Below are 23,536 nucleotides of genomic sequence, written 5' to 3'. Positions count from 1 at the left end.
CGGCCGACGTCGATCGGCCAGATGTTCGCCGTGGACATGGGCAACGGCACGGTCGCCCGGGCGGGCCCGGCGCCCAGGGCGCGCGCGCCCGGCCCAGTGCGGTGTCGAGTTGCCCGAGCAACGCGTCGTGGGCCGCGCCGAGCAGCGCGCACCGGGCACCGGCGAGCGCGACGAGATGGTCCTCGGTCACCGAACCGGCGGTCACCTTGCCGACCGCCTCGGCCACCAGGTCGCCGAGCGGGGTGGGGGCGAGCGCTCCGGGCAACGCGGCCAGCGCCGCCGCGTCCTCCTCGTTCACCCGGGCGAACCCGCGGACCAGGGCGCCGTCGAGACCGGCGACGAGGTCGAGGGCGTCGGTCAGACCGGTCGGTGCGCCGTCGCGCAGGACGGCGAGCTGCGTGCCGAGCATCAGCGGCCCGCCCCGGTGGCCGGGAACCAGTGCAGCTCGGGCAGGGGCGCCGTGCTGCCGGGGAGTTCCAGATAGGACAGGTGGCGCAGGAAGCGGCTGAACACGACCGCGGCGGGCGTCGGCTCGTGCCGCGCGTCCAGGGCGGCGATCAGGTCCGCGCCGCCGCTCGCCCCGTCGCCGACCTCGACCCGCAGGTAGCGGGCGACCCGGTCGACGCCGTACTGGAGGACGGCCTCGTCCACGAGGGCGTGCAGGTGCTTGCACAGGGCACCGCGCAACCCGCCGCAGGGGCGGTTGTTGTTGGTGCTGCAGTGGTAGGCGTGGGTGCCGGCCGCGATCGAGGACACGTAGACCCGCTCGACGTCCGACCCGCTCGACACCACGCCCTGCAACCGCCCGTCGGCCAGCTCCACGAAGGGCACCTTGGCCAGCTTGCGGGGCCGCGCGGGCGGTACCACCCGCACGGTGCTGCGCCGTCTCCACGCGGCCAGTTCCGCGTCCGCCACTGTCCGAACCTCCCGTCCGCCGCCGCGCGGCGCCGCCGTGACCACGCCGACGCCGGATGGACCCGGCGCCGCCGTCACGACGAGGATCATGGACCACGGGTGCGACATCGTCGCCCGGGGGCCGGCAATCCCAGGGGGCGACGACGGCCGGCGCGGCGCCGCGGGTGGTCGGGGTCAGGGCGGCACGGGCGTACGACGAGGCGTCGCGTCTCCGACACCGACCCGCGTTCATCAGATCTCGCCTAATTAAGTTGAAGTTGATATAAATGACGGGTGCACGCCTTCGATGTGCTCGGCGACCCGGTGCGGCGCCGCATCCTCGAACTGCTCACCGGCGGTGAGATGACCGCCGGCGGGCTGTGCGACGTGATCCGGCGCGAGTTCGGGATCTCCCAGCCCGCCGTCTCGCAGCACCTCAAGGTGTTGCGGGACAACGGCTTCGCCACCGTGCGCGCGGAGGGGACCCGACGGCTCTACACCGTCGACCCCCGGCCCCTGCGGGAGGTCGACCAGTGGCTCGACCACTTCCGTCGGTTCTGGACGCCACCCCTGCAGGCCCTCGCGACCGAGCTCGCCCGAGGCATGCGCGAACGGCGGCTACGCGGGCGGCCCGGCGACGCGCCCGACGACGACCGCTGAGGGCGCCGCCGCCGGAGAAACGTGCGGCGTTCTGTCGGAGCCGTCGGGCAGACTCTCCGGCATGTCACCGCGATCCGTCGCCGACCTCGTCGCCGCCACGCAGGCCGGCGAGAGGGTCCGCTACCTGCACTTCTGGGGCCACCGGCCGCGCCGCGACGGCGGCGTCGGGCCCGGCTGCCTGAGCCAGTGGTGGCCGGCCCCGTTCCGCGACGGCGGCCGGACGTATGCCACCGCCGAGCACTGGATGATGTGGCACAAGGCGATGCTGTTCGGCGACGCGGACGTCGCCGCCCAGGTCCTGGCGGCCGGGCACCCGCACCGCGCCAAGTCGCTCGGCCGCCGCGTGCGCGGTTTCGACGAGGCGACCTGGGCGGCCCGACGCTACGACATCGTGGTGGCGGGCAGCGTCGCCAAGTTCGGCCAGCACGACGACCTGCGGGCGTTCCTGCTGACCACCGGCGAGCGGGTGCTCGTGGAGGCCAGCCCGGTGGACCGCGTCTGGGGCATCGGGCTGGCCGCCGACGATCCGCGCGCGGAGGATCCGCAGGCGTGGCAGGGCGCGAACCTGCTCGGCTTCGCCCTGATGGACGCCCGCGACGCCCTCCACGCGGGCGGTTCGCGACCGCAGGACCGCTGCCGGGCGGCTCCGGAGCACGGCGGGTAACGTGCTGCGGCATGACGGCCGCCGCGTACTCCCACTGCTCCTTCTGCGGCGTGGCCTACCCGGCGGCGGCCGGGTGGCCGCGGGTCTGCGCGGCCTGCGGCGAGACCGTCTGGCGCAACCCGCTGCCCGTCGCGGTGGCGGTGCTGCCGGTCCGCACGGACGCGGGCCTCGGCGTGGTCGTCGTCCGCCGGGACATCGAGCCGGCGCGCGGCCTGCTCGCGCTGCCGGGCGGCTTCATCGAGTACGGCGAGGAGTGGCAGGACGCCCTGGTCCGGGAGCTGTGGGAGGAGACCGGCCTGCGCGCCGACGCCGCCGACGCCCGCCTCTTCGCGGTGCACAGCGCCCCGGCCGGCGGCACGATGATGGTCTTCGGGGAGCTGCCCGAGCAGCGGGCCGAGGCGCTGCCGCCCTCGGCACCCACCGAGGAGGCCACCGAGTGGCTGGTGCTCACCGAGCCGACGGAGTTGGCCTTCTCCACCCACACCCGGGTGCTCGCCGACTTCCTCGCGCAGCGGGCGGCCTGACCCGGGCCGCACCGCGTTGCCTGCCCCGGTCGGCACCGCACTGCCTGACCCAGGCCCGGCACCGACGCGCGGCCTGACCCGGGCCCGTATCGTCCGGCGCCGGCCTCGGTCGGGCTCGGGGCGTGGCCGGTCAGACCGCGAGGTAGCGGGCGGGCACCGCGTCGGTGAGCCAGACCCCGTTGGCGCTGCGGTAGAAGGCGTGCCCGTCGCGGGCCATCCCCGCCGCGTCCACCGTCAGGATCACCACGTCTCCCCGCCGGCGGGCGCCCACCTGCCGGGCGGTCACCACGTCCGGTGACAGGTGGACGTGGTGCCGGCCGCCCCGGTGCAGGCCGGTCGCCCGGATGGAGTCGAGGGCGACGCTGCTGGTGCCGTGGTAGAGCCGCGCCGGCGGCGGACACGGCGTGAGCCCCAGGTCGACCGGGATGGAGTGCCCCTGGTTGGCCCGGATCCGCTCGACACCGTCGGGGCCGCGTTCGACGGCGAAACGCTGCTTGTCGTTGCCGGCGACGACGGCGTCGAGGTCGACGCGGTCGACCCGCAGCGCGGTGAGCAGGTCGTCGACCGGCACCCAGCCGGCCCCGTCGGGCACGAGGCCGAACCGGGCGGGCTGGTGCCGCAACGCCAGGGACATCCGCTTGCTCAGCCCCACCATCGCCCGATGATCCACCCCCGAAGTCTGCCTCCCCGAGCATGATCCGCGCCAGGCGACTGGGCGGGCTGCCGGCGGTCAGGCGGCGGGCCGGTCGGCGGTCGGGCGGCGACGGCGGGCCGGGTCGGTGAGCGCCGGCGGGCGCCAGACGCCGTCCGGGGCGTACAGGTCGGTGCCGGGTGGGACGATCTCGTCGATCCGGTCGAGCGTGGCGTCGTCGAGGGTCAGCGCGGCGCCGGCGAGCAGCCCGTCGAGCTGCTCCATCGTCCGCGGCCCGAGGATCGCCGAGGTGACCCCGGGGTGGGCCACGGTGAACGCCACGGCCAGCTCCGGCAGCGAGCAGCCGACCTCCCCGGCCAGCTCGACCAGCCGCTCGACCGCCTGGTACTTGGCGGCGTTGCCGGGGATCGACGGGTCGAACCGGGCCGGAGTGAGCGCGGGTCGGCCGGCGGCCAGGTCGACGGGGCGGCCATGGCGGTAGCGGCCGGACAGGAAGCCCGAGGCGAGCGGGCTCCACACGAGCACCCCCATGCCGTACCGCTGACAGACCGGGAGCACGTCGGCCTCGATGCCCCGGGCCAGGATCGAGTACGGCGGCTGCTCGGTGCGGAACCGGCCGAGGCCGCGCCGCTCGGCGACGTGCTGCGCCTCGACGATCTCCTCGGCCGGGAAGGTGGAGCAGCCGAACGCCCGGATCGTGCCGGCCCGGACGAGGTCGCTCAGGACGCCGAGGGTCTCCTCGATGTCCGTGGTGTGGTCGGGGCGGTGCACCTGGTAGAGGTCGATCCAGTCGGTGTCGAGCCGGCGGAGGCTGTCCTCGACGGCCCGCAGGATCCAGCGTCGGGAGTTGCCGCCCCGGTTGCGCCCCTCCCCCATCGGGAAGTGCACCTTGGTGGCGAGCACGACGTCGTCCCGGCGGCCCCGCAGCGCCCGGCCGACGATGCGTTCGCTCTCGCCGGCCGAGTACATGTCGGCGGTGTCGACCAGGTTGACGCCGCGGTCGAGGGCGGCGTGGATGATCCGGACGCAGTCGTCGTGGTCGGGGTTGCCGACCGCGCCGAACATCATCGTGCCGAGGGCGTGGACGCTCACCTCGATGCCGGTGCCGCCCAGGACGCGGTAACGCATGCTCGTGCTCCTCGTGTCGCCGCGCCCGGCGTGGGTCCGCCGGGCGTCCGGGCCACGCTAGGAATTCGAGCGCGCTGGAAGTCAACACCGGAGCCACCCGGGTCGCCGGTCGGTCTCCGGTGCGCGTCGCCGCCGGCGTCGGGCCGCCGGTCAGCGGACCGCACGGCCACCGGCGGGGCAGCCGGTCAGCGGGGCAGGCCGTCGTCGGTCGCCGGGGAACGGGCGAGGTAGCCGCTGGCCTGCAGGTCGAACAGCTCCCGGTAGAGGCCGTCGGCCGACATCAACTCGTCGTGGGTGCCCTGCTGGACGAGCCGGCCCTGCTCCATGACGAAGATCTGGTCGGCGTGCCGGACGTTGGCCAGCCGGTGGGTGATCAGCACGACGGCCCGGTCGGGGCGGCGACGCAGGTGCTGGAAGAGCGCGTGTTCGGCCCGCGCGTCCAGGGCGGCCGACGGCTCGTCGCAGATCAACAGGGCGGCGTGCCGGTAGAGGCCCCGCGCGGCGACGAGCCGCTGCCACTGCAGGGTCAGCGCCGGCAGCGCGGCGCGGACGCGGTCCGGGGTGGGCCCGGCGGTGAACAGCTCGCGCAGGATGCTGGTCGTGGCGAGCAGCCCGAAGGTGGTCATCACCCCGGCGGCGACGTTCAGGCCGATCGAGGTGACGGTGTCCCGGCGGCTGGTGGCCCAGGCCAGCGCAACCGCCTCCCGGACCAGCCGGGGCAGTCGGCGGGCGACCGCCCAGAAGCTGGTGTGGGCGAACTCCCGCGCGTGGTGCATCCAGTCCGCGTCCTCCAGCTCCGGCAGCAGCGCGGTGGCGGAGGCGTCGTCGGGGTGGTCGTCCTCCCCGGACGGCTGGCGCTGGCGGGTCATCGACTCCACGGACGCTCCTCGGGCGGCGGGGCTGACCGGATGCCCCCGCCGGGCGGGGTGGCCGTGACGCGTCCGACCGGCGAGGACCGCCCGAGACTACTGGCTGCGATCGCACGATGTCTCCACGTGTCCGGCGTGTCGAACGAGCGTGCTAACGGCGTGTCGCGGGGCCGGCCCGCGCCACCGCCCGGCTGGTCCGGCGACGCCCCGCCCCACGGTCGGCCCCGGGTGCCCGCGACCACGCACGCCGGCCCGGCCACCGCCGGAGGTGACCGGGCCGGCATGGATCAGGCCGCGGCGCCCGGGCCGGTGACGGCGGCCGTGATCTCCACCTCGATCAACGCGCCCGGCAGGAAGAGGCGGTTCACCTCCACCGTCGTGCTGGCGGGCGGGGGCGTGGCGGTGAAGAGCCGACGCCGGACCGAGGCGTACCCGGGCAGGTCGCCGAGGTCGGTCATGAACGTCCGGATGTGCAGCACGTCCGCCAGTCCCGCGCCGTGGGCCGACAGCACGCCGCCGACGATCTCGAAGATCCGTTCGGACTGCGCGACGATGTCGCCCGGCCCGACCAGGTGGCCGGTGTCGTCGACGGCGACCTGGCCGGCGAGCACCAGCAGAGCGCCGCCGGGCAGGTCGAGGCGGGCCACGTGGGCGAACCGGTCGCCGAACGGCGCGGCGACGGCCGGCGGATTGTCGAGGGTGAGGTTCACGAGCGCTCCAGGTTGACGAGGGTGGCGATGTCGGCGGTCGGGTCGGGGGCGGCGTCGAGCACGGTGCGGGTCGCCCGGACCAGCGGGGCCGCGGTGGCGCCGAGCGCGGCGCGGGCCAGGTCGAGGTCCTTGCCGGCGAGGGCGACCGGGAAGTCGGCGTCACGGGCGGCGGCCCGCCCGAGCACGCCGCCGAGCGGACCGCCGGCCAGCGCGTCGAGGGCGGCGGTTGGGTCGACGCCGACGGCGCGGGCGACCGCGAGGGTGTCGGCCAGCCCGCCGAGGGCCACGAGCAGCGCCGTGTTGAGCACGAGCTTCAGCGCGGCCCCGCTGCCGGTGCCGCCGCAGTGACGTACGGCGCCGAGCGCCGCCAGGACGGGGCCGACCCGGGCGACGGCGTCGTCGGTGCCGCCGGCGAGCACCCGCAGCCGGCCGGCGCGGGCGGCGGTCACGCTCCCGCCCACCGGGGCGTCGACGAGGTCGACGGTGGCGGGCAGCCGCGTCGCCAGAGCGTGGACGGCGGCCGGGCCGATGGTGGACATCTCGACCAGGCAGGCGCCTGGTGGCAGGGCCGGGGCGGCCCCGTCCGGCCCGAACAGCACCGCCTCGGCGGCGGCGGCGTCGGTGAGCATCGTGATGGCGACCTCGGCGTCGCGGGCGGCCCCGGCCGGCGTCCGGGCCACGTCCGCGCCGGCCTGCCCGAGCGGGGCGGCGCGGGCGGCGGTGCGGTTCCACACCGTCACCTGGTGACCGGCGTCGAGCAGGCACAGGGCGACCGACGCCCCCATCCGCCCGGTGCCGAGTACGGCGATCTTCGTCATGCGGGAACCGTAGGCAGCGCGCTGCCATGCGACCAACGAATCTTTCCGATGGCCGCCATGCGAGTGACGCATGGGTCCGCGTACGCTCGCGGGATGCAACCGCTGGCCCTGGAGGTGTTTCGGACGGTGGCCCGGCACGGCTCGATCACGGCCGCCGCCCGCGAGCTGCGCTACACGCAGTCGGCGGTCTCCCGGCAGGTCGCCGCGCTGGAGGCCGACCTCGGGGTGGTGCTCTTCGACCGCCTTCCGCGCGGCGTCGCGCTGACCGAGCCGGGGCGGTGCCTGCTGCCGCACGCCGACGCGGTGCTGGAGCGGCTGGCCACCGCGCACCGGGATCTCGACGCGCTGCGCGGGCTGGGTGGCGGCCGGCTGCGGGTGGGCGCGTTCCCGACCGCGATGGCGGCCCTCGTGCCGCGCGCGCTGGCCGGATTCCGGGACGCGCACCCGCGGGTGGCCCTGTCGGTGGTGGAGGGGCGGACGCCGGACCTGCTGGAGCGGCTGCTCGCCGGCGACGCCGACGTCGCCGTGGTGAGCGCGCCGCCCGACCGCCCGCTGGACCCCGGGCGCTTCGACCTGCACCACCTGCTCGACGAGCGCCTGCTGGTCGCGGTCGCCCGGCAGCACCGGCTGGCCCGGCGCCGCACGGTGCGCCTGGCGGAGCTGGCCGACGACCCGTTCGTCGCCGGGTCGCCCGGCGGCGAGGACCCGTTGATGCGCGCCACCATGCCGCCCGGCTTCCGGCCCCGGGTGGACATCGTCGCCGCCGACTGGACCGGCAAGCTGGGCTGCGTGGCGGCCGGTCTCGGGGTCGCGCTGGTGCCGGCGCTGGCGGTCCGGGCCGCCCCGGCCGACCTGGCCCTGCTGCGCCTGCACGCCGACGACGCGCCGGCCCGCCGGGTGTACGCGGCCACCGCCGCCGGGCGGCACCACCCGCCCACGGTCGCCCGCCTGCTCGCCGGCCTGGCCGGGGAGGCCCGCCGGCTCTGAACGGGCACCGGGCCCGTCACCCGGGGCGCCGGGCGGATATCCTCCACGGGGTGAACGCGGGCCGGCAGACCGAGCGCACGCTGATCGCCTCGAACAAGAAGGCGCGGCACGACTACACGATCCTGAAGACCTACGAGGCGGGCATCGTGCTGGCCGGCACGGAGGTCAAGTCGCTGCGCGAGGGCCGGGCGTCGCTGGTCGACGCGTTCGCCCAGGAACACGACGGCGAGCTCATGCTGCACGGCCTGCACATCGCCGAGTACGGCTTCGGCAGCTGGACCAACCACGCGCCCCGACGGACCCGCAAGCTGCTGCTGCGCCGGGTGGAGATCGCCCGGATCCTGGAGAAGACCCGCGAGGGCGGGCTGACCCTGGTGCCGCTGTCGATGTACTTCGCGGGCGGCTGGGCGAAGGTCGAACTCGCTCTGGCCAAGGGCCGCAAGTCGTACGACAAGCGGCAGGCGCTGGCCGCGCGGGACGCCGACCGAGAGATCGCCCGCGAGCTGGGCCGCCGCCTCAAGGGCCGCACCGCCCGGCGGGGCTGACCCCACCGCCACCCCCTTTCTGGTTCACCGCCTGCGATGTCGCCACGTCACGCTGCGTCGTCGCGGCGCGCCTGTCGGTGCTTGACGGGGCGTCGCCGCCCGTGGTCTGCTCGACACGAGTCGGTAATGGCAATCGTAGTCATTATCAGTGAGCCCGAGGAGAAGCATGTCTCTCACCGTCTCCCCCGCCCTGCTCGACGCCGCCGAGCGCGGTCCCGTCGACGACACCGAGTTCATCGCCTGCGTCCGCGACTCGCTGCCGTACGCCTGGCAGACCGTCAGTCGGGTGGTCGCCGAACTGGAATCCACCGGCACGGACCACGCCGACAACGTGATCCCGCCGCCCACCGACGCCGAGCGCGGCCAGCTGCTGCGGGCGCTCGCCAGCGACGCCATCCGGGCCGGGCTGGAGCGGCACTTCCAGGTGAAGCTCGCGTTCCAGAACTGCCACCGGGTCGCCGCGTTCCGCCCGGCGGCCGTCGACTCCGACGCCTACCGGCGGTTCGTCTCCGCCCGGGGCCAGCTGCTCAACCAGTCCCCCGAACTGCGCAACTGCTGACCCGCCCGGTCGCGGCCGCGGGCGGGACGGGACGCCGTGCCGCCCGCCGGTCGACGGACAGGCCGCGGACGCGCGGCCCGCGTTGGGTCAGCGGGGGCCCGGGGAGGAGGGCGGCGCGGGCGGGGCGGCGGGACCGGGGGCCGGCAGGCGGCCGAGGCAGCGCGGGTCCGGCCGGCCCACCGGCTGCCGGGGGATCATCCAGTCCAGCGCCGTCTCCTCCACGTGCCAGCCGTACACGTCGACCCGGCTGACCGGGATCCGCCCGGGGTCGGGGCAGAGCCGCTGGCCGCGTACCAGGTCGTTGGGCAGGAAGCGCACCTCGCCCCGCCCGTCGAGCACGATCGTCATCCGGTCGGTGACGGTGACCGCCTGGCCGCGTACCACCTCCCGGGCCGGGCCCGACTCGGCGCCGACCTCCACGGCGACGGCGGGCAGCAGCGGGACCCGCAGGAAGACCACCCCCATCACCAGCGGCACCACCGCCGCCACCGCGTACGCCAGGGTGCGGGTCAGCGCCGGGGCGACGGGGCGCGGCACCGGGCCGGTGAGCACCGCCGCCCCCAGCGGCGGCACGACCAGCAGCACGGCCGTGGCCAGCTCCCCGTGCCGGCCGGCGGCCACGACGGCCGGCGCCAGGCAGGCGTAGCTCGCGGCCCCCGCGACGACGGGCAGCACCAGGCCGGTGACCAGGATCCGGCGGGGCCGGTCCGGGTGGCGCAGCCGGGTCCGCAGCGCCAGCAGCCAGAGGGCGAGCATCAACAGCAGCGGCAGGAACCGCAACTGCCAGGTGAGGGCCGCCAGCGCGATCGCCGCCACCAGGACCCAGCCGGGGGTACGCACGGTGCCGTAGGCGAGCAGCGAGCGTTCGGGGTCGAACCGGTCAGGCGCGCTGACCTGGAGCAGCCGGCCGAGGGCGGCCAGCACCAGCACGACCAGCGGGAACGCCCACACCAGCGCGATCAGCAGGGCGCTGAGCAGCCCGAGCGGGCTGACGTACTGCACCAGCAGCAGCATCGTCGGCATGTCCTGCCGGCTGAGCCGCCACAGCCGCAGCACGAGCAGCAGCACCGGGAACGCGGGCAGCAGCGTCAGCAGCCACTGCTGCGCCTGTTGCGCCTGCTTCGTGCCCGGGCGGCGGTCCGGACGCCCGACGGCGGCCGGCTCGGAGACGGCAGCGCCCATCTCTCCCACGGCCACTGCCGCACCTCCACCTTCTCGTCGGGCTCCGGCTGCCGGCCGACCGCCACCTGCTGCGGGTTGCTGTACTGCTGCTCCGAGGCCAGATAGCGGTCGAACGCCGCCTTCCACCGGTCGCCGTCCGGGCCCTTCGCGGACTGGTAGAGGGAGAGGTTGACGAGGTCCCGCATCGCCGGGTTGGGCCCCGTGTTCACCCCCCACTTCTCCGCCGCGTCCGCGCCGATGTCCCAGTGCCGCAACTCCGTACGCCGCAGCAGCTTCGTCGCCGGCGGCAGCTCGCCGGGCGGACGCGGGCCCACGAAGCCGGCCAGGATCGCCGCGTCGGTGGTGACGGCGTCGACCTCGCCGTCGTAGAGCGCCTGGACGCACTGGCTGATCCGGTTGCGACCGATCGGGTTCGCGCCCGCCTCGCGCAGGCGCTGCTCCGACGTGGACGTCCCCAGCGTGCAGACCTTCGCCCTGTCGAGGTCCCGCAGGCTGGCGACCTGCCGGCGGTCGGACGCCCGCGTCAGCACCGACTGCTCGGTCTCCAGGTAGGGGAAGGAGAAGACCACGCCCTGGTCCCGGCGCTCCTCCGTGATGCTGTAGGAGGCGATGACCAGGTCGACCGTGACGAAGCTGCCGTCGGTGTCGCGGGCCTGCCGTCGGGCCCGGTCCTCGCTCTCGATCGGCAGCAGCGTCACCTCCGGCGCGTCGAAACCCAGGTCCTCGGCGATCATGTAGGCGATGTCGATGTCGAAGCCCTCGAACGCGCCGTTCTCCAGTTTCTGCGCCACCCCGGGCTGGTCGTCCTTCACCCCGATGAGCAGCCTGTCGCGGTTGGTCAGCCCGGCCCGCTCGCGCAGCTCGTCCCAGGTGGGCGGGCCGCTGGCCACGATCACCCGCACCGCGGCGACCGCGACCACCACCAGCAGGAGCAGCAGCACCGCCAGGCGCACCTGCCGGGACCGCGACACGCCACCAGCCGCCGCCACGGCCGGCAGGCCCGGCGAGTCGCTGCCGGTCTCCTTGTCCTGACCCAACTCGGCCTCCCGGTCGCCGCCCGCGCGAGCCCTCCATTGTGGTGCACGTCGCACCGCCGCGACAGTACGGAAAGCGACCGACACCGTCCGTGTCGACACCCCGGCCGAATCGCGCCCGCGTCGCTGGCCGGCCCCAGGCACGTACCCGTTTCTCCGACCCGCCCTGCCGTGACGGCCCGTGCCGCCGGCCCGCCGGCGGCGGCGCCCGTGCCGCCGGCCGACCCCGCCGTGCGTCGACGTCGCCCGCCCCGGCGGCGTCCACCCCCGACGCATGCCGCCTCCCCGCGCGCCGACCGCACGATGCCTGCCGCCTCCCGCGAACGCCAGGGCCAGCCGCCCAGGAGACGGCAATCGCGAGGGCAGAGGGGCCTGATCCATCGCATCTGCCGGATGGTTAGGATGGCCCGGTGACGATGTTCCGCATCGGCGAGGCGGCCGAGTTGCTCGGGGTCAGCGCCGACACCGTGCGCCGGTGGGTGGACGCCGGCCGGCTCGCCGCCGACCGCGACGAGCACGGGCACCGGGTGATCGACGGAGTCGACCTCGCCGCGTTCGCGCGCGGGCAGGCCGCCGACCCCGACGAGCGGTCGGATTCCTCCTCGGCCCGCAACCGGCTGCGCGGCATCGTGGTCAACGTCGTCAAGGACACCGTCATGGCGCAGGTCGACATCCAGGCCGGGCCGTTCCGGATCGTCTCGCTGATGAGCCGGGAGGCCGTCGACGAGCTGGACCTGCGGGTCGGCTCGCTGGCCGTCGCGGTGATCAAGTCGACCACGGTGGTGGTGGAACGGGCCACCACCCCGGCCAGCAGCAGGGGGAGGCAGACATCGTGACGGCGACACCTCGGCCACGGCCCGGACGCCCGGGCCGGCGCTGGCTGCGTACGGTGGCGGCGGTGCTCGCCCTCGCGGGCCTGGCGGGCTGCGGCGGCGGGGGCTCGGCCGCCGGGGGCCCGGCCGGCGGCACGGGCGTCGGCGGCACGGTGACGGTGTTCGCCGCGGCCTCGCTGACCGAGTCGTTCACCCGGCTCGGCCGGGACTTCGAGGCGGCCCACCCGGGCACCACCGTGGTCTTCAACTTCGCCGGCAGCTCGGCGCTGGCCGCCCAGATCAACCAGGGCGCACCGGCCGACGTGTTCGCCGCGGCGGCGACGCGGAACATGGCCACGGTCACCGAGGCCGGCAACGCCGACGGCGACCCCGCCATCTTCGCCCGCAACCAGCTCGTCGTCGCCGTGCCGAAGGGCAACCCGCGCGGCGTGACCGGGCTGGCCGACCTGACCCGCCCCGGGCTGACCGTCGCGCTCTGCGCCGAGCAGGTGCCCTGCGGCGCGGCGGCGCGCACGGCACTCGACGCCGCCTCGGTCAGCCTCACCCCGGTCACCCTGGAGCAGGACGTCCGGGGCGCGCTGTCGAAGGTGCGCCTCGGCGAGGTCGACGCGGCCCTCGTCTATCGCACGGACGCGCTGGCCGCCACGGCCGACGTGACCGCCGTCGAGTTCCCCGAGTCCGCCCGCGCCGTCAACGACTACCCGATCGTGGCGCTGCGGGACGCGCCCAACCGGGACGGCGGGCGGGCCTTCGTCGCGTACGTCCGCTCGGAGCGAGGGCGGACGGTGCTCACCGAGGCCGGCTTCCAGGTGCCGTGAGGCGTACCGACGGCGTGCGGCGACGGCGCGGCGCCGGGGTGCCGGTCGCCCTGCTGCTGCCGGCCGTGCTCGGCCTGGCGTTCCTCGTCCTGCCGCTGGTCGGGCTGCTGGCCCGTACGCCGTGGGCCACCCTGCCGCAGCGGCTCACCGAGCCGGGCGTGCTCACCGCGCTGCGGCTGTCCCTGCTGACCGCCACCCTCGCCACCCTGCTCTGCCTGCTGCTCGGGGTGCCGCTGGCGTGGCTGCTGGCCCGCGTCGAGTTCCCCGGCCGCCGCCTCGTACGCGCCCTCGTCACCGTGCCGCTGGTGCTGCCGCCCGTGGTGGGCGGGGTGGCGCTGCTGCTGGTCTTCGGCCGGCGGGGCCTACTCGGCGGCTGGCTCGACGCGACCTTCGGGATCACCCTGCCGTTCACCACCGCCGGCGTCGTGCTGGCCGAGGCGTTCGTCGCGATGCCGTTCCTCGTCATCGCCGTCGAGGGCGCGCTGCGCGGCGCGGACCGCCGGTACGAGGAGGCGGCGGCGACCCTCGGCGCGGGCCGGTGGACGACGTTCACCCACGTCACCCTGCCCCTGGTGGCCCCCGGCCTGGCGGCCGGGGCGGTGCTGTGCTGGGCCCGGGCGCTCGGCGAGTTCGGCGCCACCATCACCTTCGCGGGCAACTATCCCGGCCGGACGCAGACCATGCCGCTGGCGGTCTACCTGGCGCTGGAGACGGACGTGCAGGCCGCCGTGGTGCTCAGTCTCGTCCTGCTCACCGTCTCGGTGGCCATCCTGGCCGGGCTGCGCGACCGCTGGATCACCAGCCCGTGAGCGCGCCCCTGCTCGACGCCCACCTCGTCGTGGACCGGGGCGGATTCCGCCTCGACGTGCCGCTGCGGGTCGCCGCCGGCGAGGTCGTCGCGCTGCTCGGCCCCAACGGCGCGGGCAAGACCACCGCACTGCGGGCCCTCGCGGGCCTGCTCCCGCTGACCGCCGGCCACCTCACCCTCGACGGGGTCGACCTGGACCGGCCGGCACGGCGCGCCTGGACGCCGACGGAGCGCCGACCCGTCGGCGTGGTGTTCCAGGACTACCTGCTCTTCCCGCACCTCACGGCCCTGGACAACGTGGCGTTCGGGCCGCGGCGGCACGGTGCCGACCGGCGCGCCGCCCGGGAGACCGCCCGCGCCTGGCTGGACCGGGTCGGCCTGGCCGAGCACGCCCACCGCCGGCCCCGGCAGCTCTCCGGCGGGCAGGCGCAGCGGGTGGCGCTGGCCCGCGCGCTCGCCGTCGCGCCGGCGCTGCTGCTGCTGGACGAGCCGCTCGCCGCCCTCGACGCGCGCACCAAGCTGGACACCCGGGCGGAGCTGCACCGGCACCTCGCCGCGCACCCGGGGGCCACCCTGCTGGTGACCCACGATCCGCTGGACGCCCTGGTGCTGGCCGACCGGCTGGTGATCGTCGAGGAGGGGCGGGTGGTGCAGGAGGGGGACGCCGCGACGGTCACCGCGCGGCCCCGCACCGACTACGTGGCCCGGCTGGTCGGGCTGAACCTGCATCGGGGCCGCGCCGACGGGCACCGCGTCCGGGTCGCCGACGGGCTGACCCTCACCGTCGCCGACCGCATCGACGGGGACGCGTTCGTCGCCTTCCGGCCGTCGGCGGTGGCCCTGCACCCGTCCCGGCCGGAGGGCAGCCCGCGCAACACCTGGGCGGCGACGGTGGTCGGGGTGCAGCGGCACGGAGACAACCTGCGGGTGCGGCTCGACGGGCCGGTCGAGGTGGCGGCGGACGTCACCCCGGCCGCCGCCGCCCAGCTCCGGCTGGCTCCGGGGCAGCCGGTCTGGGCCGCCGTCAAGGCGGCGGAGACCCACGCCTACCCCGCCGTCTGACGCCGCCGACGCGGCGCGGCGCCGTCAGGGCGCGGGATCGCCGCTGTCAGGGCGCTGGGTCGGCGGCCAGCAGGTCGGCGTGGGCGGCGCGCAGCCTGGCGAGGTCGGGGTCGCTGCCCGGCCGGACGCGGCGGTCGAGCTCGGCCCACGCCTCGGCGAGGGCGGCGGTGACCGCGCGCAGCTCGGCGGAGTGCCGCCGGCTGCTGCGCCGGTGCGCCTCGTCGAGCCGGCGGGCCCAGCCGGCGGTCACGGCGGCGAGGCGGTCCGCGTCGGCGCGGGCCTGGGCGGCCGTGCGGGCGGCGGCGGCCGGCACGATCGCCGCGACCGGTCGGGGATCGCCGTCGCGGGTGACGACGGTGACGGCGTCGGTCAGCTCGGCCAGCGCGACGAGCTGGGTGAACCGGGTGCGCGCCTCGCGCAGCGGCACCGAACGCGGCTGGTCGGTGTGCGGGGTGAGAGCGGGGACAGCCATGGATGGATGGTCGCCGCCGGGTACGACATTTCCGCCCCTCGGCGGTCCAGGGTGGACACGGCGGGCCGAAAATTGCCGCGAGGCGTCCCGGCGCGGGCGGTTACGCTGCCCGCCCGGCGCCGCGCCGCAGCCCCGGTGCGGCGGACCTGCCACCCAGGAGGATGCCGTGTCCAGCCTCGACGTCCGGACGGTCGACCTGCGGGCGATCAACTCGCTGACCAAGTACCCGTCGATCCCGACCTACCACGCCCTCGCCCCCCGCGACGGCGGGCTGCTGGCGGAGTGCGTCGAGTTCACCGGGCCGGTCACCCTCACCGAGAAGGTCGACGGGACGAACGCCCGGATCGTCGTGCTGCCCGACGGCGCGTACCTGATCGGCAGCCGGGAGGAGCTGCTGTACGCGCGTGGCGACCTGATCGGCAACCCGGCGCTGGGCATCGTCGACGCGCTGCGCGACGTGGCCGAGCGGCTGACCGGCGCGGCGGCCGACGACCGGGTCACGGTCTTCTACCTCGAGGTGTACGGCGGCAGGGTGACCGCCGCCTCCCGGCACTACACGGCCAGCCGGCAGGTCGGGCACCGGCTGTTCGACGTGGCGGTGCTGGAGGACCCCGCGCCGATGCTCTCCTGGCCGGCCCAGCGGATCTCGGCCTGGCGCGACGGCGGCGGCCAGCGCTTCCTCGGGGAGGCCGACCTCGTCGCGCGGGCCGACGCGCTGGGCCTGGCGACCGTGCCCCGCCTCGCCACCGTCGCCACCGGGGAACTGCCCCGCGAGATCGACAAGACCCACACGTTCCTCGTCGACCACCTGCCGCGGACCACGGTGGCCCTGGACGGGCCGGCCGGCCGGTCCGAGGGGCTGGTGCTCCGCGCGGCGGACCGCTCGGTCATCGCCAAGGCGCGGTTCCAGGACTACGAGCGCACGCTGAGGCGCCGCGCGGGCGGGCGCTGACCCCGGCTCGGCGGCGCGCCCCCATACGCGCCGCCGGCCCGGCCCCCGCCGCAACTCGCTTGCACCGCCGGGCGCGCCGGGCCGGGATCGACGCGCGGGCCGTGGTGCTCGTCGAGGGCAGGAGCGACCGGGTCGCGCTGGAGACCCTCGCCGCCAGGCGGGGCCGGGACCTCGACGCCGACGGCGTACGGGTGGTGTCGATGGGCGGCGCGACGAACATCGGCCACTTCCTCGACCTGTTCGGCCCGTCCGGACGCGGGCTGCGGCTGGCGGGCCTCTACGACGACGCCGAGGAGGGCTTCTTCCGGCGAGGGCTGGAACGGTGCGGCATCGGCGCCGGCCTGTCCCGGTCCGACCTGGCGGCCCTGGGGTTCCACGCCTGCGTGGCCGACCTGGAGGACGAGCTGATCCGCGCGGTCGGCGTGGCCGGGGTGCGGGAGGTCATCGCCGCCGAGGGTGAGCTGCGCACGTTCCAGCTGTTCCAGCGGCAGCCGGCCCAGCAGGGGCGCGCCGTCGAGGCGCAGCTGCGCCGGTTCCTCGGCACCCGGTCCGGCCGCAAGAGCGCGTACGCGAAGCTGCTGGTGGGCGCGCTGGAGCCGGACCGGGTGCCCCGCTCACTCGACGCGGTGCTCGCCCACGTCTGACCGGCGGGCCCGCCACTCGGGCGCCAGCACCGACCACACCTGAAGGTCGATCCGCCCGTCCGGGCCGGGGTAGACCGCGCGCAGCGTCCCGTCGTGGCGCATGCCCAGCCGCTTGGCGGTGGCGATGCTGCGGGCGTTGCGGGCGTTGGTGCGCCACTCGACCCGGTGGATGCCCCGTTCCTCGACGGCCCAGTCGACGATCCGCTCCACCGCCCGGCTGACCAGCCCGTGGCCCTCGGCGGCGGGCTCCAACCAGCAGCCCGCCTCGCAGACGCCCGTCGCCGTGTCGAACGAGACGAGCATGACCCCGCCGACCAGCGTGCCCTGCCGCCAGAGGCCCCAGATGCCGCCCGCGTCGAGCGCCCACCGGTCGGCGGCGCGCTGGAGCACGGCCCGGGCGGAGTCGAGGTCGGTGGCCACGAACGACGGCGGCACCCAGGGCGCGATGTGCGCGCGGGCCCGGTCCAGGTGGGCGAGGAACTCCTCGGCCCGCCAGGGTTCGAGGGGACGCATCTCGACGTCCTCGGTCAGGGACAGGGCGAACACGTGACCTCCCATGCGACGGTTGCCGCCACACCTTACCGGTATACACACCGCGTATACATGGTGTGTATAGTGCCCGCCATGTCGATCGGACAGACCTTCCTCGGCCTGCTGGAGGCCACCCCCCGCCACGGCTACGACATCAAACGCCTCTACGACGAGCGCTTCGGCCACGCCCGCCCGCTCGCGTACGGGCAGGTCTACGCCACCCTCTCCCGCCTGCTGCGCAGCGGCCTGGTGGAGGTGGAGGCGGTCGAGCCCGGCGAGGGCCCGGAGCGCAAGCGGTACGCGATCACCGAAGCCGGCGTCACCGACGTCGGGCAGTGGCTGGCCCGGGCGGAGAAGCCCGAGCCTTACCTGCAGAGCATCCTCTACACCAAGGTGGTGCTGGCCCTGCTGACCGGCCGCTCCGCCGCCGACCTGCTCGACGTGCAGCGCGGCGAGCACCTGCGGATGATGCGCGAGCTGACCCGCCGCAAGCGCGACGGCGACCTCGCCGAGCAGCTGATCTGCGACCACGCCCTGTTCCACCTGGAGGCCGACCTGCGCTGGCTGGAGCTGACCGCCGCCCGTCTCGACGACCTCGCCGCGGCGGTCCGGTCGTGACCGCGCCGCTGCTGGTCGCCGAGGACCTGCACCGCTCGTTCGGCCCCACCCGGGCGCTCGCCGGCGCCAGCCTGCGCGTCCACGAGGGCGAGGTGCTCGCCGTGATGGGCTCGTCGGGCTCCGGCAAGTCCACCCTGCTGCACTGCCTCGCCGGCATCGTCCGGCCCGACTCCGGCCGGGTGTCCTTCGCCGGCCGTGACCTCGCGACCCTCACCGACGCCGAGCGCAGCGCGCTGCGCCGGGAGTCGTTCGGCTTCGTCTTCCAGTTCGGCCAGCTCGTGCCGGAACTGACCTGCCTGGAGAACGTGGCGCTGCCGCTGCGGCTGGACCGGGTCGGCCGCCGCGAGGCGGAGCGCCGGGCCGCCGAGTGGCTGGACCGCCTGGAGGTCGCCGAGGTGGCCGGCAAGCGGCCCGGCGAGGTCTCGGGCGGGCAGGGGCAGCGGGTGGCGGTCGCCCGGGCGCTGGTCACCCGCCCCCGGGTGGTCTTCGCCGACGAGCCGACCGGCGCGCTGGACTCGCTCAACGGCGAGCGGGTGATGCGGCTGCTCACCGCTGCCGCCCGGGAGACCGGCGCGGCGGTGGTGCTGGTGACGCACGAGGCGCGGGTCGCCGCGTACTCCGACCGGGAGGTGGTGGTGCGCGACGGCCGCACCCGCGACCTGGAGGTCGCGGCGTGACGCGGCTGCGCCACGGCGCGGCCGACCTGGCCATGGGCGCCCGCATGGTGCTGACCGGCGGCCGCGACGGCTGGCTGCGCGCGGTGCTGACGGCGGTCGGCGTGGGGGTCGGGGTGGCCATGCTGCTGCTCGCCGCCTCGGTGCCCGGCGCGCTGGACGCCCGCGAGGCGCGCGGCGACGCCCGCGACGACCTGCGGATGGGCGCGCCGATCCCGGCCGCCGCGAACACGCTGCTGCTCCGGCAGGTCGACACCGCGTTCCGGGGGCAGCCCGTGCGGGGCCGGATGCTGCAGGCCGAGGGGCCGGCCGCACCGGCGCCGCCGGGCGTGGCGACGCTGCCCCGCGCGGGCGAGGTCGTGGTCTCCCCCGCGCTGCGCGACCTGCTCGACTCCGCCGACGGCGCGCTGTTCGCACCCCGGCTGGGCGGGGCCCGGGTCACCGGGATCATCGGCGACGAGGGCCTGGCCGGCCCCCGGGAGCTGGCCTTCTACCTGGGCAGCGACCGGCTGGGCGCGGACGACGACGCGATCCGGCTGGACGCGTTCGGCGGCGGGATGCCCGGCGAGGGCTTCGGCCCGGTGCTGATGGTGCTGGTGGTCGTCATCTTCGTCGTCCTGCTGCTGCCCATCGCCGTCTTCCTCGGCGCGGCGGTGCGGTTCGGCGGCGAACGCCGCGACCGGCGGCTGGCCGCGCTGCGGCTGGTGGGCGCGGACGCCGCGATGGTCCGGCGGATCGCCGCCGGGGAGGCCGCGACCGCCGCGCTGCTCGGCGTCGCGGTCGGCGGCGCGCTCTTCGCGCTCGGCCGCCAGGTGGTGCCGCTGGTCACCCTGATGGACCTCAGCGTGTACGCCGCGGACGTGCGCCCGTCGCTGCCGCTGGTCGCCGCCGTGGTGGTGGCGGTGCCGGCGCTCGCCGTCGTGGTGACCCTGGTGTCCATGCGCACCGTGCTCGTCGAGCCGCTCGGGGTGACCCGGCGCGCGACGCCGGTGCGCCGCCGGCTGACGTGGCGGCTGCTGCTGCCGGCCGCCGGGCTCGGGCTGCTGCTGGCCGGCACCGCCGGAGTCGCTCCGCTGGGCGCCGAGCAGCAGACGGCGGCCGGTGCGGTGCTGCTGCTGATCGGCGTGGTCACCCTGCTGCCCTGGCTGACGGACCTGCTGGTACGCCGGCTGCGCGGCGGCCCCGTGCCGTGGCAGCTCGCGGTGCGGCGCATCCAGCTCGACAGCGCCACCTCGGCGCGCCTGGTCAACGGCATCGCGGTCGCGGTGGCGGGCACCATCGGGCTGCAGATGCTCTTCGCCGGCGTCTCCGACCGGTTCACCGTCGCCACCGGGCAGGACACCTCCCGGGCCCAGGTGCAGGTGGAGTTCCCCGCCCGCCCCGACGCCGCCGCGGCGCTGGGCCGGCTGGCCGCCGCGCCCGGCGTGACCGGCAGCAACGCCACCCTGCGGACCGTCGTCGGGGCCGCCGGGGGCGGCACGTTGGTCGACCTGCGGATCGGCGACTGCGCCGCGCTGGCCGAGTTCGCCCGGCTCGACGGGTGCGCCGACGGCGACGTCTTCCTGGTCCGCGACGCCACGGCGACGCAGGCGGAGATCCGGCCGGGCGCCACCGTCACGGTGCCGGACGTCGACGGGTCGGCCTGGCAGATCCCCCGGGACACCCGGGCGGCGCCGATCCGTCCCGGCCCCGCCGGCCACGCGCAGACCAGCGTGCTGGCCACCCCCGGTGCGGTCGACGCCGCCCGGCTGGGCCCGTTGCGCGCGGACGCGTACCTGCGGCTCGCGCCCGACCGGCCGGACGCGCTGGAGCACGTCCGCAACGTCGCCGCCGGCGTCGACCCGTTCGCCTCGGTGCTCACCCTGACCGGGACCACGCAGGCCACCCAGTTCGTCAACATCCGGCGCGGCCTCTACGTCGGCGCGGCGGTCACCCTGCTGCTGATCGGGGCCAGCATGCTGGTCGGCGTGCTGGAGCAGCTACGGGAGCGCCGCCGGCTGCTGGCGATGCTGGTCGCGGTCGGCACCCGGCGCGGCACGCTGAGCTGGTCGGTGCTGTGGCAGACCGCCGTGCCGGTGGTGATCGGGCTCGTCCTGGCGGTGGTCTTCGGGCTGGGTCTCGGCGCGGTGCTGCTGCGCATGGTGCGGGAGCCGGTCACGGTCGCCTGGCCGGCGCTGGGCATCTCCACCGGGCTGGGCGCGGCGGTGGTGCTGCTGGTCACCGGGCTCAGCCTGCCGGCGCTGTGGCGGCTGACCCGGCCGGACGGCATCCGCACCGAGTGAGGCCGCGAGCCGGCGTCCCGACCCGCTCAGGCCGGTCGGGACGCCGGCTCGACGCGGGTGAGCAGCTCGGCCAGGTGCACGGCCCGGACGGGGGACCGGCGCCGGCGCAGCCCGGTGCGCAACTGCCGCAGGCAGCCCGGGTTGACCGCCACCACCAGGTCCACCCCGGCGGCCTCGATCTCGTCGAGCTTCGCGTCCAGGATCCGCCGCGACTCCTTCGGCCGCAACAGCGAGTAGGTGCCGGCGGCGCCACAGCAGGTGGCCGCCGAGGGCAGCTCCACGTAGTCGGCGACCTGGCGCAGCAGCGCCCGCGGCTCGGCGAAGACGCCGAGGCCGTTGCGCAGGTGGCAGGAGTCCTGCAGGGCGACCCGGGCGCGCCGGCCGGCCACCCGCAGCTCCGCGCCGGCGGGCCGGTCGGCGAGCCAGGTGGACAGCTCGCGCACCCGGTCGCGGCCGAGCACGGAGGCGAGGTGCGCCGCGCAGCCGCCGGAGGTGGTGACGATCGTGCCCGGCAGGTCCTCGCCGAGGCGCTCGGCCAGCCGCTCGCCGCCGGCCAGGTCGCCGTTGTGCGCGTGCAGCGCGCCGCAGCAGCCCTGCGCGGTGGGGACCGCCAGCCCCGGGTCGAGCGCCCGGGCGGCCCGGCTGACCGCCGGGAACAGGCCCCGCTCGACGCAGCCCAGCATGAGCTGCGCGTCGGGCCCGCCGGCAGCACCGGGCTCGGACGACGGGGCGACGGCCGGGCCGGTCTCGGGCGGCGGGGCGGCGGCCGGGCCGTGGGCGGCGCGGCGGACCAGGCCGAGCAGCCGCAGCACCCACCGCTGCTCGACCAGCAGCATCAGCGCGCGGGCCACCAGCGGCCGGCGCGGGCCGCGCCACTGGTGCACCCGCCACTGCTCCAGCAGGCTGCCGTACTCCACTCCGGCGGGGCAGACCGGTTCGCAGGCGCGGCAGCCCAGGCAGAACGAGGACTGCTCGGCGAGCGTGTCGTCGTCCGGGGGCAGGGTGCCGTCCTGCAGCGCCCGCATCAGCGTGATCCGCCCGCGCGGCGACGACGCCTCGTCGCCGGTCATCGCGTACGTGGGGCAGGCCGGCAGGCAGAACCCGCAGGAGATGCAGCGGGACAGCTGCTCCGGGTTGAACACGTCGCCGGTCACGAGCCCAGCTTTCCGGGGTTGAGGACGCCCGCCGGGTCGAAGGCGCTCTTGATCCGGCGCAGCAGGGCGAGCTGGTCGTCGCCGAGCCGGGCGGCGAGGAACGGCAGCTTCGCCGCCCCCACCCCGTGCTCGCCGGTGATGGTGCCGCCGAGGTCGAGGGCGGCGGCGAAGACGTCCGCGAAGGCCGCCTCGGCCCGGCGTACCGCATCGTGGTCCTCGGCGGAGTCGAGGACGCAGGTGGGGTGCAGGTTGCCGTCTCCGGCGTGGCCGAAGGTGGCGATGGCGACGTCGTGCCGGACAGCGATCGCGTCGATCCGGTCGACCATCTCGGCGATGCGCGGCCGGGGCACGGTGGCGTCCTCCAGGATCGTCACCCCGCCCCGACGGGACAGCGCCGGCAGCGCGCAGCGGCGGGCGGCCAGCAGCGCCTCGGCCTGGGCGACCTCGCGGGCGGTGGTGACCTCCACCGCGCCGGCGTCGACGCAGGCCGCGCCGATCCGGTCGAGGTGGGTGGCGACCAGGTCCGGCGGGCCGTCGTCGCCGAAGAGCAGCAGCGCTCCCGCGTCGGCGCGCAGCCCCAGGTGGGCGAAGTCCTCCACCGCCGTGATGCAGGCCCGGTCGAGGAACTCCAGCGTCGCCGGCACCACGCCGGCCCGGATCACCCGGGCGACGGCCTCCCCCGCCTCGGCGAGCGTCGGGAAGTAGGCGACCCCGGTGTTGCTCGACGCGGGCGCGGGCAGCAGCGCCACCGTCGCCTCGGTGATCACCGCGAGGGTGCCCTCGGAGCCGGTGAGCAGCCGGGTCAGGTCGTAGCCGGCGACGTCCTTCCACAGCCGACCGCCGGTGCGGATCACCTCGCCGGTGGGCAGCACGGCCTCCAGGCCCAGCACGTAGTTGCGGGTCACCCCGTACTTCAGCCCGCGCAGCCCGCCGGCGCAGGTGGCGATGGTGCCGCCGACGGTGGCGACGGTGCGGCTGCCCGGGTCGGGCGCCCAGAGCAGGCCGCGGGCCGCGGCGGCGTCGGCCAGCGCGGCGCTGGTCACGCCGGGCTGCACCCGGGCCAGCAGCTCGTCGGCGCTGACCTCCAGGATCGTGTTCAGCCGGGTCAGCACCAGCACGATCCCGCCGTGCAGCGGCACGGTCGCGGCGCACAGGTTGGAGCCCGCGCCGCGCGGCACCACCGGCACCCCGTGCCGGGTGGCCAGGGCCAGCACGGCGGCGACCTCGGCGGTGTCGGCGGGGAACACCACCGCGTCGGGCCGGTGCGAGAAGAGCGGGGTCGCGTCCCGGGCGTACGCCACGAGGTCGCCGGCCGCGTCGTGCACGTGGGCCGGGCCGACGATGCCGCGCAGCTCGGCGAGGACGGTCGCGGACAGCGCCATGCCAGCCCTTCCCGGCGCGGTTCCGCGCCCGTAGCTTTTTGCCAATTCCGACCTGACAGTCGGCGAAATTTTCAACCGAT

26 protein-coding genes and 2 pseudogenes are annotated in these 23,536 nt (G+C 76.2%); 15 read left to right on the top strand and 13 right to left on the bottom strand.

All coding sequences use genetic code 11. The features are described from left to right. Both AB0G14_RS26910 and AB0G14_RS26905 read right to left on the bottom strand, forming a co-directional pair. A pseudogene (locus AB0G14_RS26910) lies at positions 1–409 on the bottom strand (hypothetical protein); the annotation flags it as partial. Next, positions 409–915, bottom strand: a complete 507-nt coding sequence (locus AB0G14_RS26905) for a hypothetical protein (protein ID WP_357701971.1) — start codon at positions 913–915, stop codon at positions 409–411. The gene AB0G14_RS26905 and the pseudogene AB0G14_RS26910, both read right to left, overlap by 1 nt. A 273-nt stretch (positions 916–1,188) precedes the next feature. Between AB0G14_RS26905 and AB0G14_RS26900 the strand changes: the two genes are divergently transcribed. The 3 genes from AB0G14_RS26900 (at position 1,189) to AB0G14_RS26890 (ending at position 2,742) form a co-directional block, all read left to right on the top strand. After that, positions 1,189–1,554, top strand: coding sequence for a metalloregulator ArsR/SmtB family transcription factor (locus AB0G14_RS26900; RefSeq protein WP_357701969.1), 366 nt, complete (start codon positions 1,189–1,191; stop codon positions 1,552–1,554). Between the two features lie 61 nt (positions 1,555–1,615). Next, positions 1,616–2,218, top strand: a complete 603-nt coding sequence (locus AB0G14_RS26895; RefSeq protein ID WP_357701967.1) for an NADAR family protein — start codon at positions 1,616–1,618, stop codon at positions 2,216–2,218. 11 nt (positions 2,219–2,229) lie between these two features. Beyond that, a complete protein-coding gene (locus AB0G14_RS26890; RefSeq protein ID WP_357701965.1) occupies positions 2,230–2,742 on the top strand; it encodes an NUDIX domain-containing protein in 513 nt (170 codons plus the stop codon). Positions 2,743–2,872: 130 nt separating this feature from the next. Here the strand turns inward: AB0G14_RS26890 and AB0G14_RS26885 are convergent, their stop codons facing one another. From AB0G14_RS26885 to AB0G14_RS26865, 5 genes and pseudogenes are all read right to left on the bottom strand, one after another. After that, the gene (locus AB0G14_RS26885) at positions 2,873–3,412 is read right to left on the bottom strand and encodes an RNA 2'-phosphotransferase (RefSeq protein ID WP_357701962.1); all 540 of its coding nucleotides are present in this window, start codon (positions 3,410–3,412) and stop codon (positions 2,873–2,875) included. Between the two features lie 60 nt (positions 3,413–3,472). Beyond that, entirely contained in the window at positions 3,473–4,522 is a 1,050-nt protein-coding gene (locus tag AB0G14_RS26880; RefSeq protein WP_357701959.1) for an aldo/keto reductase, read from the bottom strand. Between the two features lie 185 nt (positions 4,523–4,707). Further along, positions 4,708–5,043, bottom strand: a pseudogene (locus AB0G14_RS26875) (ABC transporter ATP-binding protein); the annotation flags it as partial. Between the two features lie 635 nt (positions 5,044–5,678). Next, the gene (locus AB0G14_RS26870) at positions 5,679–6,101 is read right to left on the bottom strand and encodes a RidA family protein (RefSeq protein WP_357701956.1); all 423 of its coding nucleotides are present in this window, start codon (positions 6,099–6,101) and stop codon (positions 5,679–5,681) included. Continuing rightward, positions 6,098–6,919, bottom strand: a complete 822-nt coding sequence (locus AB0G14_RS26865) for an NAD(P)-dependent oxidoreductase (protein ID WP_357701954.1) — start codon at positions 6,917–6,919, stop codon at positions 6,098–6,100. The genes AB0G14_RS26870 and AB0G14_RS26865 overlap by 4 nt, the downstream gene beginning before the upstream one ends. 93 nt (positions 6,920–7,012) lie before the next feature. Here AB0G14_RS26865 and AB0G14_RS26860 point away from each other — a divergent pair, with 93 nt between their 5' ends. The 3 genes from AB0G14_RS26860 (at position 7,013) to AB0G14_RS26850 (ending at position 9,010) form a co-directional block, all read left to right on the top strand. Next, positions 7,013–7,906 carry a LysR substrate-binding domain-containing protein gene (locus AB0G14_RS26860; RefSeq protein WP_357701952.1) on the top strand — a complete coding sequence of 298 codons (894 nt, stop codon included), beginning with the start codon at positions 7,013–7,015 and terminating at the stop codon, positions 7,904–7,906. A gap of 50 nt (positions 7,907–7,956) precedes the next feature. Then, entirely contained in the window at positions 7,957–8,451 is a 495-nt protein-coding gene (gene smpB / locus AB0G14_RS26855) for an SsrA-binding protein SmpB (protein ID WP_350707279.1), read from the top strand. A 166-nt stretch (positions 8,452–8,617) separates the two neighbouring features. Next, entirely contained in the window at positions 8,618–9,010 is a 393-nt protein-coding gene (locus tag AB0G14_RS26850; RefSeq protein ID WP_357461714.1) for an SCO5389 family protein, read from the top strand. An 87-nt stretch (positions 9,011–9,097) separates the two neighbouring features. Here the strand turns inward: AB0G14_RS26850 and AB0G14_RS26845 are convergent, their stop codons facing one another. Together AB0G14_RS26845 and AB0G14_RS26840 are read right to left on the bottom strand one after the other, a co-directional pair. Next, positions 9,098–10,207: a hypothetical protein gene (locus AB0G14_RS26845; RefSeq protein ID WP_357701948.1), complete on the bottom strand. Its 1,110-nt coding sequence runs from the start codon at positions 10,205–10,207 to the stop codon at positions 9,098–9,100. Further along, entirely contained in the window at positions 10,099–11,283 is a 1,185-nt protein-coding gene (locus AB0G14_RS26840; RefSeq protein WP_357701945.1) for a transporter substrate-binding domain-containing protein, read from the bottom strand. Before AB0G14_RS26840 ends, AB0G14_RS26845 begins: the two co-directional genes overlap by 109 nt. 353 nt (positions 11,284–11,636) lie before the next feature. On the opposite strand from AB0G14_RS26840, the gene AB0G14_RS26835 reads away from it, so the two are divergent. From AB0G14_RS26835 to AB0G14_RS26820, 4 genes are read left to right on the top strand one after another with little or no spacing between them, the layout of a single operon-like run. Continuing rightward, positions 11,637–12,062 (top strand): TOBE domain-containing protein, encoded by a 426-nt coding sequence (locus AB0G14_RS26835; RefSeq protein WP_357701943.1) that lies wholly within the window; start codon positions 11,637–11,639, stop codon positions 12,060–12,062. A 44-nt stretch (positions 12,063–12,106) separates the two neighbouring features. Beyond that, complete coding sequence (gene modA, locus AB0G14_RS26830; protein WP_357701975.1) at positions 12,107–12,877, top strand: molybdate ABC transporter substrate-binding protein; 771 nt, start codon at positions 12,107–12,109, stop codon at positions 12,875–12,877. Continuing rightward, entirely contained in the window at positions 12,874–13,686 is an 813-nt protein-coding gene (locus AB0G14_RS26825; RefSeq protein ID WP_350707271.1) for an ABC transporter permease, read from the top strand. Before modA ends, AB0G14_RS26825 begins: the two co-directional genes overlap by 4 nt. Beyond that, positions 13,683–14,747, top strand: a complete 1,065-nt coding sequence (locus AB0G14_RS26820; RefSeq protein WP_357701940.1) for an ABC transporter ATP-binding protein — start codon at positions 13,683–13,685, stop codon at positions 14,745–14,747. The genes AB0G14_RS26825 and AB0G14_RS26820 overlap by 4 nt, the downstream gene beginning before the upstream one ends. A gap of 46 nt (positions 14,748–14,793) precedes the next feature. On the opposite strand, the gene AB0G14_RS26815 is transcribed toward AB0G14_RS26820, so the two are convergent. Then, positions 14,794–15,219: a type II toxin-antitoxin system Phd/YefM family antitoxin gene (locus tag AB0G14_RS26815; protein WP_357701938.1), complete on the bottom strand. Its 426-nt coding sequence runs from the start codon at positions 15,217–15,219 to the stop codon at positions 14,794–14,796. A 166-nt stretch (positions 15,220–15,385) separates the two neighbouring features. Between AB0G14_RS26815 and AB0G14_RS26810 the strand changes: the two genes are divergently transcribed. After that, positions 15,386–16,171, top strand: a complete 786-nt coding sequence (locus AB0G14_RS26810) for an RNA ligase family protein (protein ID WP_357701935.1) — start codon at positions 15,386–15,388, stop codon at positions 16,169–16,171. Positions 16,172–16,230: 59 nt separating this feature from the next. After that, positions 16,231–16,815 (top strand): ATP-dependent endonuclease, encoded by a 585-nt coding sequence (locus AB0G14_RS26805; protein WP_357701933.1) that lies wholly within the window; start codon positions 16,231–16,233, stop codon positions 16,813–16,815. Here AB0G14_RS26805 and AB0G14_RS26800 read toward each other — a convergent pair. Then, on the bottom strand, positions 16,786–17,361 hold the full coding sequence (locus AB0G14_RS26800) for a GNAT family protein (protein WP_357701931.1): 576 nt from the start codon (positions 17,359–17,361) through the stop codon (positions 16,786–16,788). The genes AB0G14_RS26805 and AB0G14_RS26800 overlap by 30 nt on opposite strands. A 78-nt stretch (positions 17,362–17,439) precedes the next feature. Between AB0G14_RS26800 and AB0G14_RS26795 the strand changes: the two genes are divergently transcribed. The 3 genes from AB0G14_RS26795 to AB0G14_RS26785 are packed head-to-tail and all read left to right on the top strand — an operon-like array spanning position 17,440 to position 20,920. Further along, complete coding sequence (locus AB0G14_RS26795; RefSeq protein WP_350707260.1) at positions 17,440–17,964, top strand: PadR family transcriptional regulator; 525 nt, start codon at positions 17,440–17,442, stop codon at positions 17,962–17,964. Continuing rightward, positions 17,961–18,641: an ABC transporter ATP-binding protein gene (locus AB0G14_RS26790; RefSeq protein WP_357701927.1), complete on the top strand. Its 681-nt coding sequence runs from the start codon at positions 17,961–17,963 to the stop codon at positions 18,639–18,641. Before AB0G14_RS26795 ends, AB0G14_RS26790 begins: the two co-directional genes overlap by 4 nt. Further along, on the top strand, positions 18,638–20,920 hold the full coding sequence (locus AB0G14_RS26785; protein WP_357701925.1) for an ABC transporter permease: 2,283 nt from the start codon (positions 18,638–18,640) through the stop codon (positions 20,918–20,920). Before AB0G14_RS26790 ends, AB0G14_RS26785 begins: the two co-directional genes overlap by 4 nt. A gap of 26 nt (positions 20,921–20,946) precedes the next feature. On the opposite strand, the gene AB0G14_RS26780 is transcribed toward AB0G14_RS26785, so the two are convergent. After that, positions 20,947–22,074 carry a (Fe-S)-binding protein gene (locus tag AB0G14_RS26780; protein ID WP_357701923.1) on the bottom strand — a complete coding sequence of 376 codons (1,128 nt, stop codon included), beginning with the start codon at positions 22,072–22,074 and terminating at the stop codon, positions 20,947–20,949. After that, a complete protein-coding gene (locus AB0G14_RS26775) occupies positions 22,071–23,456 on the bottom strand; it encodes an FAD-linked oxidase C-terminal domain-containing protein (RefSeq protein ID WP_357701921.1) in 1,386 nt (461 codons plus the stop codon). The genes AB0G14_RS26780 and AB0G14_RS26775 overlap by 4 nt, the downstream gene beginning before the upstream one ends. Positions 23,457–23,536: the final 80 nt, after the last annotated feature.

The sequence above is a fragment of the Micromonospora sp. NPDC023814 genome (genome assembly GCF_040639595.1).
In the GTDB taxonomy this organism is placed as follows: domain Bacteria; phylum Actinomycetota; class Actinomycetes; order Mycobacteriales; family Micromonosporaceae; genus Micromonospora.
Note: the sequence above shows the minus strand (reverse complement) of the source record. Positions and strands in the feature narration are given on the sequence as shown.

Bases quoted from the DNA above. Each gene is read 5' to 3' on its own strand.
- AB0G14_RS26775 (WP_357701921.1), bottom strand. From the start codon at position 23,456: ATGGCGCTGTCCGCGACCGTCCTCGCCGAGCTGCGCGGCATCGTCGGC.
- AB0G14_RS26895 (WP_357701967.1), top strand. From the start codon at position 1,616: ATGTCACCGCGATCCGTCGCCGACCTCGTCGCCGCCACGCAGGCCGGC.
- AB0G14_RS26795 (WP_350707260.1), top strand. From the start codon at position 17,440: ATGTCGATCGGACAGACCTTCCTCGGCCTGCTGGAGGCCACCCCCCGC.
- AB0G14_RS26815 (WP_357701938.1), bottom strand. From the start codon at position 15,219: ATGGCTGTCCCCGCTCTCACCCCGCACACCGACCAGCCGCGTTCGGTG.
- AB0G14_RS26890 (WP_357701965.1), top strand. From the start codon at position 2,230: ATGACGGCCGCCGCGTACTCCCACTGCTCCTTCTGCGGCGTGGCCTAC.
- AB0G14_RS26880 (WP_357701959.1), bottom strand. From the start codon at position 4,522: ATGCGTTACCGCGTCCTGGGCGGCACCGGCATCGAGGTGAGCGTCCAC.
- AB0G14_RS26850 (WP_357461714.1), top strand. From the start codon at position 8,618: ATGTCTCTCACCGTCTCCCCCGCCCTGCTCGACGCCGCCGAGCGCGGT.
- AB0G14_RS26865 (WP_357701954.1), bottom strand. From the start codon at position 6,919: ATGACGAAGATCGCCGTACTCGGCACCGGGCGGATGGGGGCGTCGGTC.
- AB0G14_RS26860 (WP_357701952.1), top strand. From the start codon at position 7,013: ATGCAACCGCTGGCCCTGGAGGTGTTTCGGACGGTGGCCCGGCACGGC.